The sequence below is a fragment of the Microcystis sp. LE19-84.1B genome (assembly GCF_027531875.1).
GTDB lineage: Bacteria > Cyanobacteriota > Cyanobacteriia > Cyanobacteriales > Microcystaceae > Microcystis > Microcystis panniformis.
This window is the reverse complement of the sequence record NZ_JAPZSR010000125.1, coordinates 16,933-30,277: the sequence shown is the minus strand read 5'-3', so window position 1 is coordinate 30,277 and position 13,345 is coordinate 16,933. Positions and strand designations below refer to the sequence as shown.

General features: G+C 40.0%; 10 protein-coding genes and 3 pseudogenes. 4 read left to right on the top strand and 9 right to left on the bottom strand.

Annotated features, from left to right (window positions below):
* Nucleotides 1-379 (bottom strand): annotated as a pseudogene (locus tag O9324_RS07410) (transposase family protein); the annotation flags it as partial.
* A 588-nt stretch (nucleotides 380-967) separates the two neighbouring features.
* Here O9324_RS07410 and O9324_RS07405 point away from each other — a divergent pair.
* Entirely contained in the window at nucleotides 968-2,248 is a 1,281-nt protein-coding gene (locus O9324_RS07405; RefSeq protein ID WP_288139858.1) for an HhoA/HhoB/HtrA family serine endopeptidase, read from the top strand.
* A 257-nt stretch (nucleotides 2,249-2,505) separates the two neighbouring features.
* On the opposite strand, the pseudogene O9324_RS07400 reads toward O9324_RS07405, so the two are convergent.
* From O9324_RS07400 to O9324_RS07385, 4 genes and pseudogenes are all read right to left on the bottom strand, one after another.
* Nucleotides 2,506-2,886 (bottom strand): annotated as a pseudogene (locus O9324_RS07400) (IS4/Tn5 family transposase DNA-binding protein); the annotation flags it as partial.
* A gap of 425 nt (nucleotides 2,887-3,311) precedes the next feature.
* Nucleotides 3,312-5,573, bottom strand: a complete 2,262-nt coding sequence (locus tag O9324_RS07395) for an NACHT and WD repeat domain-containing protein (protein ID WP_288139857.1) — start codon at nucleotides 5,571-5,573, stop codon at nucleotides 3,312-3,314.
* Between the two features lie 65 nt (nucleotides 5,574-5,638).
* Nucleotides 5,639-6,001, bottom strand: a complete 363-nt coding sequence (locus O9324_RS07390) for a coiled-coil domain-containing protein (protein WP_288139856.1) — start codon at nucleotides 5,999-6,001, stop codon at nucleotides 5,639-5,641.
* 26 nt (nucleotides 6,002-6,027) lie between these two features.
* Complete coding sequence (locus tag O9324_RS07385; RefSeq protein ID WP_502846576.1) at nucleotides 6,028-6,267, bottom strand: Het-E N-terminal domain-containing protein; 240 nt, start codon at nucleotides 6,265-6,267, stop codon at nucleotides 6,028-6,030.
* Between the two features lie 130 nt (nucleotides 6,268-6,397).
* Here O9324_RS07385 and O9324_RS07380 point away from each other — a divergent pair.
* Nucleotides 6,398-7,462 (top strand): annotated as a pseudogene (locus tag O9324_RS07380) (ISKra4 family transposase).
* A 345-nt stretch (nucleotides 7,463-7,807) separates the two neighbouring features.
* On the opposite strand, the gene O9324_RS07375 reads toward O9324_RS07380, so the two are convergent.
* Nucleotides 7,808-8,350: a hemolysin gene (locus tag O9324_RS07375; RefSeq protein ID WP_287627753.1), complete on the bottom strand. Its 543-nt coding sequence runs from the start codon at nucleotides 8,348-8,350 to the stop codon at nucleotides 7,808-7,810.
* A 130-nt stretch (nucleotides 8,351-8,480) separates the two neighbouring features.
* On the opposite strand from O9324_RS07375, the gene O9324_RS07370 reads away from it, so the two are divergent.
* A complete protein-coding gene (locus tag O9324_RS07370; RefSeq protein ID WP_288139855.1) occupies nucleotides 8,481-8,969 on the top strand; it encodes a helix-turn-helix transcriptional regulator in 489 nt (162 codons plus the stop codon).
* Nucleotides 8,970-9,038: 69 nt separating this feature from the next.
* On the opposite strand, the gene O9324_RS07365 is transcribed toward O9324_RS07370, so the two are convergent.
* Nucleotides 9,039-9,467 carry a DUF29 domain-containing protein gene (locus O9324_RS07365; protein WP_002755834.1) on the bottom strand — a complete coding sequence of 143 codons (429 nt, stop codon included), beginning with the start codon at nucleotides 9,465-9,467 and terminating at the stop codon, nucleotides 9,039-9,041.
* A gap of 182 nt (nucleotides 9,468-9,649) precedes the next feature.
* The gene (locus O9324_RS07360; RefSeq protein WP_288139854.1) at nucleotides 9,650-10,357 is read right to left on the bottom strand and encodes a DUF8619 family protein; all 708 of its coding nucleotides are present in this window, start codon (nucleotides 10,355-10,357) and stop codon (nucleotides 9,650-9,652) included.
* 555 nt (nucleotides 10,358-10,912) lie between these two features.
* Here O9324_RS07360 and O9324_RS07355 point away from each other — a divergent pair.
* Complete coding sequence (locus tag O9324_RS07355) at nucleotides 10,913-11,272, top strand: hypothetical protein (RefSeq protein WP_287629909.1); 360 nt, start codon at nucleotides 10,913-10,915, stop codon at nucleotides 11,270-11,272.
* On the opposite strand, the gene nblS is transcribed toward O9324_RS07355, so the two are convergent.
* A complete protein-coding gene (nblS, locus tag O9324_RS07350; protein ID WP_288139853.1) occupies nucleotides 11,253-13,244 on the bottom strand; it encodes a two-component system sensor histidine kinase NblS in 1,992 nt (663 codons plus the stop codon). The two genes, O9324_RS07355 and nblS, sit on opposite strands and share 20 nt — an antisense overlap.
* Between the last annotated feature and the right edge of the window lie 101 nt (nucleotides 13,245-13,345).

Genomic DNA, 13,345 nt, shown 5'->3' with positions numbered 1-13,345 from the left:
TCATTCTTTGAATCTCTTCTTCCGTTACGTCATTTATTCGACTAACATTTAAAATATCTCCTTCTTTTAATTGTTCGAGTATATTTTCGGCTAGTCTTTTCGTATAGGTTCGTTTACTGGCGACAAAATCTAACTCTTCACCAAAGGGTTTTCGACAATTATCGCCCTTAAATTGACGACGATTAACCTGTAGGTACACTGGTTGTCCTGAGAGCGGTAAATCTTTGACTAAATGTCGATGATTTTGGTGGAGTTTATCGCTCTCTAACCCACAACGAGGACAGATTGCTTTTTGATTTTTCGATTCGATTCGTCAAACTATACCGATATTTTCTAGGTGTAGATAGCCTTGAATAGACGTTCCTTCTACAAGTATCATAAGTAAAATACTGTGGTTTTTGGCTATTATATCAAATCTTAACTCAATTGTCTATTTTTTAGCATTAACCAGTTTGTGCCTTAAGTCTTTCCCTGTATGAATTTTAGCTATTTTTGAGCGTAGGTACTCTCATCGAATTTTATTTTAAGTTAATTATTTGCATAACAATTACCGAAGAGCCTTCTTCGTTACTTGGTATGGTTCGATAGGGGGGCATAAATCGACTAAATCCTTATTTGGCAAAAGACTTAATTGATTAGTTCGCTCTAGACAAAAACAATTGACAAAAATCCTAAATGCCTTTCTATATAAGGGTTCCATTCCTTATAACCCCCGTCCATTGCATAACACAAACCGAAGAGCCGGAAAAATCTATCATTGACCTTTTTCTCTATCTTTCTATCTGTCTATCCACTAGGATAATGACCTTGCAATCAAAACTTCATGTCTGCGTCACAGTAAGTTCATATCCCCTGCCTAAATTAGAGATAGTCAGTCCTCAGCCGTTTTCCGAAACACTCCTCTCACACCCACGATTACTAGGACTGACTTTTATTCCCTTCTCAGAATGGTTAAACAATAAAAACTATGACTCGCAATATTTTTAACGATAATATTTCCCCGCGCAACGAAGGCAATCCCAAACGCTCCAAATCTTCTGCGATGAAAAAACTTTTTGCCTATTCCTCTTTACTGGTTTTGGGTGCTGGGTTAGGTATCGGTGCTACCTATGCCTACAGTCAAAATCCTCTAGAATTAGCCCAAAATATTGCCCCCGCTGCCAATAATCCTCGCCCCTCCGCACCAGCGGCTGCCGCTCCCTCGTCTCTGGTTATGCCCACCAATTTTGTCGCTTCTGTGGTGCAAGAAGTGGGGCCGGCGGTGGTAAGAATTAATGCTTCTAGGGAAGTCAATGGAGGCGGTGATTTAGGCGAATTTGCTAACGATCCTGTTTTCCGTCGCTTCTTCGGTTCTCAAATACCAGAGCGAGGAGAAAAACAAGTTCAAAGAGGTACAGGTTCGGGGTTTATTATCAGTAATGACGGTAAAATTATCACCAATGCTCACGTTGTCGAGGGAGCAGATAAGGTGACTGTCACCCTCAAAGATGGTCGCACCATTGATGGCAAAGTCTTAGGTAGTGATCCTTTAACTGATGTGGCAGTGGTACAGGTGGAAACGAGCAATTTACCCACGGTTAAATTAGGTAATTCTGATAGTTTACAGGTGGGAGAATGGGCGATCGCTATCGGTAATCCTTTGGGATTAGATAACACTGTCACCACGGGGATTATTAGTGCTAAGGAACGCAATGGCTCCCAAATTGGTGCTAGTGATAAATTGGTGGATTTCCTGCAAACCGATGCGGCAATTAACCCCGGAAATTCCGGCGGACCTTTGTTAAATGCTCGGGGAGAAGTTATCGGAGTTAACACCGCTATCATTCAAAATGCCCAGGGTTTAGGTTTTGCTATTCCGATTAAAACTGCCCAAAAAATCGCTGAACAATTAATCGCCACGGGTAAGGTAGAACATCCCTATCTCGGTGTTCAAATGGTGCAGTTAACTCCAGAGGTAAAAGAACAATTAGCCGATAGTCCCATGGCTGATAATTGGACTGTCCCCGATGATTCTGGTGTCTTGTTAGTGCGAGTGATGAGAGATTCTCCTGCCGCAGCAGCAGGATTGCGATCGGGTGATGTGTTAAAGTCTGTAGGTGGTAAGAATGTCACCGATCCCGATGCGGTTCGGGAAATTGTTGCTAATACTCAAATTGGCGATAATTTGCCCGTAGAAATTAGCCGGGAAGGACAAAAAATTAATCTGAATATTCAAGTGGTTAGCTTGAATACTGCTAACAGATACTAGTCTAGAAGATAAGTGGTAAAAGACCTAAACTTTATAGAGAGCTTGTTACTAAGCTCTCTATATTTCTGGTTTTACTTTTGGCTCTTGAATCGAATAATTATAGCAGTTATCTTAATGGTGAGGTAAGTAGGGTTTGCGGCAAAAAGTTTTTCCTGGTGGCAGGGGGTGGCCCCCTCCAACCCTAGGGGTGGGGGTCGGGGGGCAAGGGGGGGAGGTTCGGCTAATCTAAGAATAAGCGGTTTAAATGCGTCTTAGCTTATTCCTGGCGGTGACACTCCTAAGCTGGTATGAACTTTGAGTCCAAAGGATGTTTTACAATCTAGATAACCCATGCCTTTTTTGGCTTTTTGTGTTGTCAAGTCTAAACTGGTTGTGTCTTGAACTGCCAAAACTATTGGATGTTCTTTGATTCTTTCTACTGTACTTTTGGCTTGGGCGGCAATTAGATCTGAGGGGTGAAAATAGGGGGAATTCCAAAAGTCAGATGTGGCACTCGCTGCGGCTAGATTTCCCGAAGCTTGTGGCACACTTGTACTAGATTAGCTGGCCAAGTTTTCCACGATACTGATTAACCTTTTCTTTTTTCTGGTGTCCCCTAGGTCTGCATACTGTAATTCTTGGGCTGCCCATTTCTCCATTTTTTTGCTTACCTCCACCTTAATTCCTTCTTTCAAAACTATACCTATCAATCGTTTCCCCTTTTTTTAAGTTTCTTCTCTTTTTGTTAAGAAAGCTCTGACTAATGGATAGCTTGATAAGGGGGCAGGGGGGGATCAAATCCCATCACACAAACCCCTATCCTCCTCCTTAACATCAGAATTAGGATTGTGCAAATAAACCCGCACCCAATCGCAACTACGCCCCATTAAAGCGTTTAAGTCCTGCATTATCCTACAATCTTTCTGTATTGTCCTACAACTCTTCTGCATCGCCCTACAATCCTTCTGTATCCTCACAAAGAAGTCTAAACCAAGATTAACGGGATTTTAGGATTAACTGGATTATTTACTTGGAAAATCCTGACAATCTTTTAAGGTTGAGCATCCTGAAAATCCTCTAATCCTCAAAATCCTGATACTGACGATTTACCCCCAATCCCATCACACAAACCCCTATCCTCCTCCCTAACACCAGAATTAGGATTGTGCAAATAAACCCGCACCCAATCGCAACTACGCCCCATTAAATCACTTAAGCCCCAGTCTGTCCCAAGATTCCAGAGTTTGATAGTCTTGTCGTCACTACCGCTCACCAAAGTCTTACCGTCGGGACTAAAATTAACGCTATAGACAAAGCTATAATGCCCCTTGAGGGTGCGAATTTCTTTACCGGTTTCTACATTCCAGAGTTTGATAGTCTTGTCCCAACTACCGCTCACCAAAGTCTTGCCGTCGGGACTAAAATTAACGCTTCCGACACCGCTATCATGCCCCTTGAGGGTGCGAATTTCTTGTCCTGTTTCTACATTCCAGAGTTTGATAGTCTTGTCCCTACTACCGCTCACCAAAGTCTTGCCGTCGGGACTAAAATTAACACTCTGGACAAAGTCATCATGCCCCTCTAAGCGATTGCGTTCACTTTTGCGGTTGAGAAGTTCCTGTAAGGCATTAGTCACCTCCTTGTTGTACGTCTGCTGCTTTTGTAGAATTTTTCCCGCTTTAATCGCTTCGACGAAAGCCTCCAAGTTTTTATGTTCATTCAATAGAGATAAGGAATATCTACCAAGAGACTCAGCTTGATTAAATTCTGCTTGTCTGGTTTTTTGCCAAGCCATCCAACCCAAACTACTACTAACCACCACCGCCACCAAAGAAACCACCGCAATCCTTCGCGCTGTTCTAATTTTTTCGTTTTTTTGTCGTTCTGCTTGACTAATACTCGCCTTAATAAACTCTATCGCCACAGGATCTAAATTAGGCAGAGAATTATTCTTTTGAAACTCAACAATTTTGGCTAACTTAGAACCTCCCCAAAGCTCACTACTCGCTTTTACTGCATCTTGCTTCTGTAAATCATCCCACTGTTTAGCATCAGCATATAAACGACTTCTCAGAACAATTATCTCCTCCTTTTCTCGAATTAAATCCTGTAACACTTGCCAACACCGCAACAATTCTTCATGTGCCACCTCAACCGTTGCTTTCCCGTCTTCTCCCTTACTCACCAACAGACGATTATCTATCAATTGATAGAGAACCTCCTTTTGCATTTCCTCCTGTTCAAAACTCGATTTATCCGCCCTTCTGCTAACTGCTTCTTTCCCTTCTAAACTAATTAACTCTAGAAAAATTTCCTCTGCTGCTTTCCGTTGCTGTTCATTAAATTGACTATAAATTTTATCCGCTTGTTTTTCTAGCGCACCCGTTACCCCACCAATCTCTTGATAAGTCTTAATATTTAAAACCCGCTCTTGAATATGATTTTTTTGCCACAATAAATCTAACGTATATTGTAACAGAGGTAAAGAGCCAGCCTGTTCATAAAAATCGGCAATAATTTGATTAATTAATCCCTTTTCAAAAATTACCCCATTTCTCGCCGCCGGTTCAGCAATCGCTAATCTTAACTCACTTTCATCCATATCCGTTAACATCTTGCTATACTGATCATGGATTTTTCCTAAACTGGGATAAGGACTTAATTTATCTAAAAAATCCGCCCTCATCGTCATCACAATTTTAACTAAACTATTATTATTTTCAATTAATTTAATCAAACTTTTAATAAAAATATCTCTTTCCGTCTTCGGTGTACGAGTAAATAACTCCTCAAATTGGTCAATAAAAATAAACCATAAATCAGAATTATTTTTTAATTCTTCAACCACCTTAATTAAAGTCTCTTCCTTAACAGCTTGTGCTAATTTCGCTTGGGATTGTTTATATCTATTTGCCAAAAGACAACCATAAAAAGACTCAAAGGGATTAACATCAGGAACAAAAGTTAAATTAACCAATCTATTCGCGCCAAAATCATCCTTTAACTTAGGAATTAAACCCGCTTGCACGAGAGAAGATTTACCACTTCCTGACGCACCTAAAAGCAATAAAACATTCTGTTGTTTTAAATAATCGGTTAACTCAATAATCCAATTATCTCGCCCAAAAAACCTATCCTTATCATCTACCTCAAACTTCCTTAAACCCAAATAAGGTGAACCCGTAATTAAAGTTTGAGACTGAATCTCAACTCCTGACTTTTGGGTGATAATATATTGATTGATTACACCCCCACTAATATCACCCGCAATTCCCTTAAATTCACCATCACCAATAAGACCTTTAACATCACCCCCTATTTCTGAATAATAACTTTTATCAGTCATTTTTGCTACCCCAAAATTATTCTTTTAAAGTTAACTTTAAATTGCAGTTTTAGAATTAGCAATTTTTAAGGACTTCCTACTAAACCAAACAATTTAGCCAAACCGCCTAAAATCGTTACAATTAAAGCAACTAAAATCCCTCGACTGACAAACTCTTGATTCTCTAAGCGCTTTTCCACGCCATCAATTTTTCCCTCTAGACGCTTCTCAATACCATCAATTTTTTCCTCTAGACGCTTCTCGACACCATCAATTTTTTCCTCCAGACGCTTCTCGACACCATCAATTTTTCCCTCCAGACGCTTAATTTCACCTTTAACTTCACTAAGTTCAATCTTAATATCAGTAACATCTTTTTGAATATTGTCTAACTTTTGATTGATTTGAATTAGAAAATCTTTAAGTTCTACCTCAACAGTAATTGACATAAATTTCCCTACTAAATAATCCTCAACTAATTAATGTTCTGACTAATATTTCCACCACTAATATCTCCTGCAATTCCCTTAAAAGTGCCATCTCCCCCCATTCCCTTAATATCACCACCAACATTAATATTATACTTACCTGCGGCAAATTCTTCAGGTTTTAATTGCTTGAGTAATTCTTCTGCTGTCTTAATAACCTCTGCATCTCTATCAATTTTTGCTTCAAGTAACTCTTCTTTGAGCAGTGTTTTTAGGGAGCATCTCACTTATGCAATGAGTATTAATACTTAGAGCCGTCAAAAACTAGAAAATCTTCAACTTGATCACAAAGAGAAATGAGATTATAATAGTTATAACTTACAATTCAGAATAGCTCTCGATGGGAGGAATAATTCAATGTTATCAGAAAATGAAAAAAGAATTAAAGAGTTATGTCAAGAGTTAGGGCAATGTCTCTATGAGCAATCCCAAATTAAGAAATTTAATAACTTGGGAGAGATAGAGGAGACAGTCAGAGATTTAATGATTCATTATGTTAACCCAGAAATCGGTATTTTTTTGTCAAAACAAGCACAGAAGAAACTGCCGGTCGTACGAGAAAAGTGAAAAGTATTTTGGGGGAATTACCAATTACAGAAAAACAAGCGAAAAAATTAGAAATAAAGTCTCGGACTCAGATGAGTCCAATGTTAGAGAAGAACTGTTTGCTATTAAGTGGCGATGAATCCTACGAGAAATCGGCGCAGAAAATAAAATCATTGACAGGGATTGCTGTTTCTCACAGTACCCAACAACGCCTCGTACATCGCTAGGCTTTTGAAGAATTACCGTCTAACCCAGAAGTAGAAGTGGAAGAAATGAGCCTAGATGGCGGTAAGGTACGACTAAGAACTGCCAAGGGAAAAGCCTTAATTTGGCGTGATTATAAAGCAGTGAGTTTTCATCAACTGGGGGTAGCGGCTTTTTTTCAAGATAACTCAGCTTTATTAGATTTGGTTAATTCTCAAGTTTTGGCCAAGCCTTTAATTTGTTTAGGAGATGGACATGATGGTATCTGGAATTTATTTCGTGAGCTCGGAGAGAAACAGGAAAGAATTGAAATATTGGATTGGTATCATTTAATCGAAAACCTCTATAAAGTTGGCGGGTCATTCCAGCGAATTGAGGAGGTAAAATGTTTTCTTGAGGAAGGGGGACGTGGACGCAGCTATCTCTTGTTTTGAGGGATGGTCAGAGCCGCAAGTGGAAAATTTTATTACTTATTTAAACAAGCATAAACATCGAATTGTCAATTATGGTTATTTGCAGGCAGAGGGTATTTCCATTGGCTCTGGCTCCGTCGAATCAAAAATTAAACAAATTGCTCATCGTCTTAAAATTACTGGTGCAAGTTGGGAATCTGGTAATGTACCGCAAGTCCTTCGTCATCGCTGTGCTTATCTAAATGGTTGCCTTTTTTAACTTTTTTATTGATCTCATTAAGCATTTCTACTTATTGCAAAGGTGAGATGCTCCCAACGATCACCCTTCAACTTCGTACCACTCTTAGGGTGTAAAGTGCGAAAGCATAATGCACCAATTTAATAATAAATTTGCTGCATGGGGTGCAGATTGTTAATTTTGGTTTTTTAACAGAATTAGTAGCCGCAAACACGCACCCTACAAGCTAATTCGTAGGGTGCGTTAGCGTAAGCGTAACGCGCCAATTTAATGACAAAGTTGGTACGTGGGGCGCGGATTATTGATTTTGGTTTTTTAACAGAATTGGTGGCCACCTAACGCACCCTAAAAAATCTGATAGTTGCATTAAACAAAGTTAAAATAACTACTATTTAATTGTAAACTACTATTATCTTGAACAACTGCTATCAAATCTGTACCATTATAAATAAGTGTATCTGAAGCACCTCCTCCAACCATATTTTGTTTTTTAAGAGTAATACCAGTTACTGCAGATACTCCACTTACTTTAACTTGAATGCGATCAACAAAAGAGGTAAAATCAGCTATTACTGCATAACCTGGTCCCATATTAAGATTACCTCGATTATTCCCAATTACAAATGTATCACGACCCGCACCTCCAACTAAAGTATCATATTCTGGGACAGTTAGACCGGGGATGCCGTAGTAATAATTAAGAGTGTCCGATCCTTGCAAAATATCGTCACCATCGCCTCCATCAAGATAGTCATTTCCTTCACCTCCCGCAAGAGTATCATTTCCAAGACCGCCATATAAATGATCACGCCCACCAGCCCCAAAAATATAATCATTTTGAGCAGATCCGTAGATTATATCGCCATTTTTAGTACCAGTATAACTGGTAGGAGGAGTATAACTAGGCATATTTAATTACCTCAATTAAAAAGTGGTTGTTTACTAATCATTTACAATAAGTTATAGTTCTACATCATTCAATTAGTCAACACTAGGAATTATGCTAGAATCTGACTAGGAAATTTTTAGGCAAAAATTTATGGATACCAATAATGACCCTTTTTCCCGAGCTATGAGTCAATGGGACTTAGAAACTCTTTATCTTGATCTTGCTTCTGTTAAGGGAAAGCGACTGACTCCTACTGAAAAAAAACATTTACAAGGATTACTCTGCGGTTATAGTCCCACAGAAATTGCTGAAAAACTCAAGAAGAGTCGTAAAGGCGTTGAGGTAGATTTATGTACTACACTCTATCAATACGTTAAAGAACTGGTGGGTAATAATAATGGCAAGGTAGAGAATTGGCGTAATATTGCTGAATGGTTAGAGGACGCTGGTTATAAAAGAGATTTTTCTCTTGAATACGATGCCAGTGATTCTATTTCTGCCTTCATTGTTGTGAAAAGAGCGAATATAAAGATTGAAAAAAATCAATTGATGATTGATGTCAATATTCGTTTAGCAACTCCTTTGCCTTCAGAAATGTCAGCAATAAATATTGAAAATAGAGAAGAAGAAAATCACTAGGGGTTTCGGCTGGTTTTGGTAGGCACAATGTATTCTAAGATACAGTCGTTAGGTGAGGAGATTCGCCTATCATTCCGACAAATGAAGAGAACGATTTAAAATATCCTCAATACCGTAGGGACAAACGGGGGGAAACTCTAATCCCGTCTCTCTAAAGGCATCGGAACAAGCAACAGCATAGAGTTTAAATAGGCTTTCATCGGTTAAATATCGCCTTAAACTGGGGCTATCGTCCAAATAAAGCCTAATATTAGCTCTTTCTCGTTGAATAGTTCCCAACCAACTGTGCGATCGCCGTTGAGGTTGATAGTCCCACTTTAATAAATGATGCAAAATTAATCTTAGACTAGCGAGTAAGCGATCGCGCTCCCGTTTCGACAAATCCCGCACCTCTTCGACTAAATTCTCAATATCTAACTCGGAAAACCGACCAGAGGCTAATAAATCGGCCATTTGTTCGGCCCAAAGTCCAAAGTCTTGCTCATAGGATGCCGTCATCAATTTATCTCCTTCTAAGCTCAATTAACATTATATTGAACCTCCTGCATAATTAATTTTTGATGGTTCAAAAACGGCAAAAATAAGGATTAAATGGACTAAAATATGTAAATAGACCATTTAATTGATTATTATTCATTGATAGCCGAGAAACCGGTGTTTTTTCAGCGATCGCCGAACCCTTAACGGGTTTTGCGTCTTCGGATGACATTATTAGGATAACGAGAAGGTTTTGGCCGGGGTTCTTTTCCCCCTCCTAATTCGCGACTAACTTGCTGAAAAATATCCCGTCGCAGCACAGGATATTCCCCTATCCACTGGTCGAGTTGGGGAAGATGGACATCAGAAAGTTGATTGATATCCCCTAAATCGGGATCTCGAGACATTAACAAAGCTTCGGCCACCATTCCGGGACGGATCGATTTATGGATGCGTTTGAGGGGAGCGCGAACGATCGCCGAAAAGCCAGTTTGATCACCGATTTCTAGATTAATACAGCGTTGGCGATTTTCGATAATCTCTAATTCCCCGCGTTTATTGACCCTTTCTTCTTCCCCGATTAATTCCTCGGTTACAAAAGCATCGAAAACGCGACCGCGCCAAAATCCCCCGTAGGGAAGACGACGATAGGTATTATTGCGAACACTGGCCCAATAAACCGGACCCCAGAGCCAATATAAACCGGCGATAATGTCGAAAATTAGTTTAATTGTTAAACCACCTGGGCCGAATAAATTACCGATTAACCAAGCTGCGGTGAGAGCGATGATAGAAATAAATAAACGGCGCAGAAAATCAGACCATTTACCCCAATAGTGAGCGTACTGGGGACCTGTGGCGATAATCGGGACAATTTGCTCGATCGATTGACGGGTAAGGGGAACCAACATTATCAGTTATCGATTATCAGTTATTAGTTATAGTGTGCCTAATTGACTCGTGAATCGGTAGGCTCTAGAAGAGGACGTTTACCTTTCATTTAGGCTCGCTACATCAGTTATGACAGCGTTTCTCATAACTAGATGAAGTGTAACCTAATTTGGTATCGACTACCGACTTCCCAAAAGGAAAATTTTGTACCTCATCACTAAGATAAATGCTATAGTTTTGGGTAATTGTCTATCTGTTGGGCGCCATTCATCCCATCGCTAAAAGCTCAGGACTTCTGGTAAAATTTCAGTTAAAAGTTAAATCCCTCAAGAAGTCCGATGAAACAATCTAAGTAGCTGGTTATAATTAAATTAAAAATGGATTTTAGGTTCGATCCCCCCTGCCCCCCTTGATAAGGGGGGTGCCGATAGGCGGGGGGATCCCCCTTAATAAGGGGGGTGCCGATAGGCGGGGGGATCTACCCTTGATAAGGGGGGTATCTGACAGTTTTTAACACTCAACTACTTATAGTCTATGATTATCAGCAATGACAATCCTCAAAGGGAAAAGCGATTATGATTGCCTGTCCTCGTTGTCAACACAAGGTCGATAGTCAGGCCTTACAATGTCCCTACTGTTCTAATATTTTAAAGGCTTATGGTCATCCCGGCATGACCCTGCATCAAGCTGTCACTGGCAAGTTTTTGTGCGAAACTTGTCTCTACCATGGCGATGATAGCTGTAATTTTCCCCAACGTCCCTACGCTACCAGCTGCACTTTATACAAAAATAGCCAAATAATAGCCGAAAAAATTCCTCCTCTCCCTCTCCCTAGGGTTTTTAAAAATTGGTGTCTCAGAAATAAGGGATTATTGCTATTATTAACCCTGATTTTGGGCAGTATTGCCCTGGCTTTTATAAACTCACGTCGTTAATTTTCTTGCTGGCGATCGAGCCTTGATATAGATCTAGATCGAACCAGAAAGTTGTGCCAATTCCCACTTCACTAATCAAATGAATTTGACTATAGTGTTTTTCGATAATATTTTTGACAATCGATAATCCTAATCCCGTCCCTTCTAGGGTATGAACGCGATTTTCTACCCGATAGAAGCGATCAAATATGGCACCTTGATCCTCGGCATCAATGCCAATACCAGTATCGGATACTTCCACGCGAATTTTGAGAGTTTCTTGGGGATTATCTTTGCTGATTTTATAGGCACGAATCACCACTTTACCGCCAGCAGGAGTAAATTTTAGGGAGTTACCGACTAGATTAGTTAATACCTGTAAAAGTAGATCATAATGGCCTAAAATTGGTAGTAAATTGGCTTCAATTTCCGAGCTTAATTCTAGTCCTTTATCCCTAGCATTGAGTTGATAGGTTCTTAGGGTTTGTTCGATTAATTGTCCGATATCGAGCGCGTCTAAGTTATAGTTACGGGAGGATTCTAACCGAGAAAGATCGAGAACATCATTAACCAAACGAGTTAAGCGATCGGTTTCATGGTTGGCGGTTTCTAAAAACTCTCTTTTTTCTGTATCGCTGAGATCCTCACCAAATTCTGTCAGGGTTTCAATAAAAGATTTGATGTTAAATAAAGGGGTTCTTAACTCATGGGAAACATTGCTAATAAATTGACTTTTTGCCTCATTTAATTCTGTTTCTCTGGTAATATCCTGTAGCGTCATAGCAATTCCCCGGACATTCTCCCGATATTGATCGAATACCTGAGTTAACAAAATGCGAATTGTGCAGGGTTTCGGGTGAGTTAAAGATAATCTAAATTCCGCCGGGGAATAGTTATTATTTTCCTGATCAATAACAGCATTTTTCTGATTTTGATTAGCGGATTCTTCTGGTTGGAGGGTTTCTCCTGCCGCAATTTGATAGAGAGGTTTAGTTAGTTTAACCGTTAACTCCGAAGGAAAAAGATGTAGAACATTTTGACCGATAATTTCCTGATCTTCCCAGCCAAATATTTCCCGAGCCGCTGGATTAATTAATAATAATTGAAAGTTAGTATCTAAGAGAATTGCTCCATCAGCAATAGTGGACATTAACGTATCTAGTTTGGCTTTTTCGGCGGTCATTTCTTCGATATTTTGTTCTTCGTATCGTTCTAACTTTTCCGCCATTTCATTAAAACTGAGAATTAATTCCCCTAACTCTCCTCCCAAGGGTAAATCAATGCGCTGCTTAAAATTTCCCGCTGCAATATTTTTGACCCCGACTAATAACTCCTTGATCGGTTTGGTGATAGTTAAAGCATTAAAAACTGCCCCGAGAATCACCATCGCCCAAATCGAGACAAAAACGGCAATAGTAACATCACGGGTTAGATTAGAAGAAGCCACCACAATAGCGTTAGGATTGATCCCGATCGCCAATACTCCCAAATATTTGCCTTCATGATTCAAGGGAACAAAGACATCGGTTACTTCACCGTCGGGGGTTTTATGCTGACGGATGAGGGGAGTTTCCCCATTTTCGCCATAATTTTCCGGTAATTGAATGCGACGCTCGATCGTCAGGGAGTTCTTAACTTCGGCGGTAGAATAGGGAATACCGAAAAATATTTCGCCCTCCTCGTTAGCGTAGATCAAATAACGAACACTGGAGGTACTACTATAAAAACGGGCTGAAAAACGGGCTAAATCAGTTAAATTGTCCTCAGCAATGAGGGGGGAGACATTCGCGGCTAATAACAGCCCTAAATCCCGGCCAAAACGGGTATCATTGAGACGGACATCCTGCTGGATCGTGTTAACCGCCCAAAAGGTTAAACCACTCATCAACAAAGAAACGGCTAAAGTAGCCGCAGCCATTAATTTAGTTTGGAGAGTGAATTCGGACCACCAACGGGCGATCGCTTCTCGGAGACTAGGCAGAAAATTAGACACGGTTAGGCAGGATTAATCTGTATTCTTGACTACTCTATCGCTCAAATCGCGGGTTAACACGATCATCTTAACTCATTATTAAGCTGGTAGCCGTTAAACTG

Bases quoted from the DNA above. Each gene is read 5' to 3' on its own strand.
- O9324_RS07390 (WP_288139856.1), bottom strand. From the start codon at position 6,001: ATGTCAATTACTGTTGAGGTAGAACTTAAAGATTTTCTAATTCAAATC.
- O9324_RS07365 (WP_002755834.1), bottom strand. From the start codon at position 9,467: ATGACGGCATCCTATGAGCAAGACTTTGGACTTTGGGCCGAACAAATG.
- O9324_RS07405 (WP_288139858.1), top strand. From the start codon at position 968: ATGACTCGCAATATTTTTAACGATAATATTTCCCCGCGCAACGAAGGC.
- O9324_RS07370 (WP_288139855.1), top strand. From the start codon at position 8,481: ATGGATACCAATAATGACCCTTTTTCCCGAGCTATGAGTCAATGGGAC.
- O9324_RS07375 (WP_287627753.1), bottom strand. From the start codon at position 8,350: ATGCCTAGTTATACTCCTCCTACCAGTTATACTGGTACTAAAAATGGC.
- O9324_RS07355 (WP_287629909.1), top strand. From the start codon at position 10,913: ATGATTGCCTGTCCTCGTTGTCAACACAAGGTCGATAGTCAGGCCTTA.
- O9324_RS07395 (WP_288139857.1), bottom strand. From the start codon at position 5,573: ATGACTGATAAAAGTTATTATTCAGAAATAGGGGGTGATGTTAAAGGT.
- O9324_RS07360 (WP_288139854.1), bottom strand. From the start codon at position 10,357: ATGTTGGTTCCCCTTACCCGTCAATCGATCGAGCAAATTGTCCCGATT.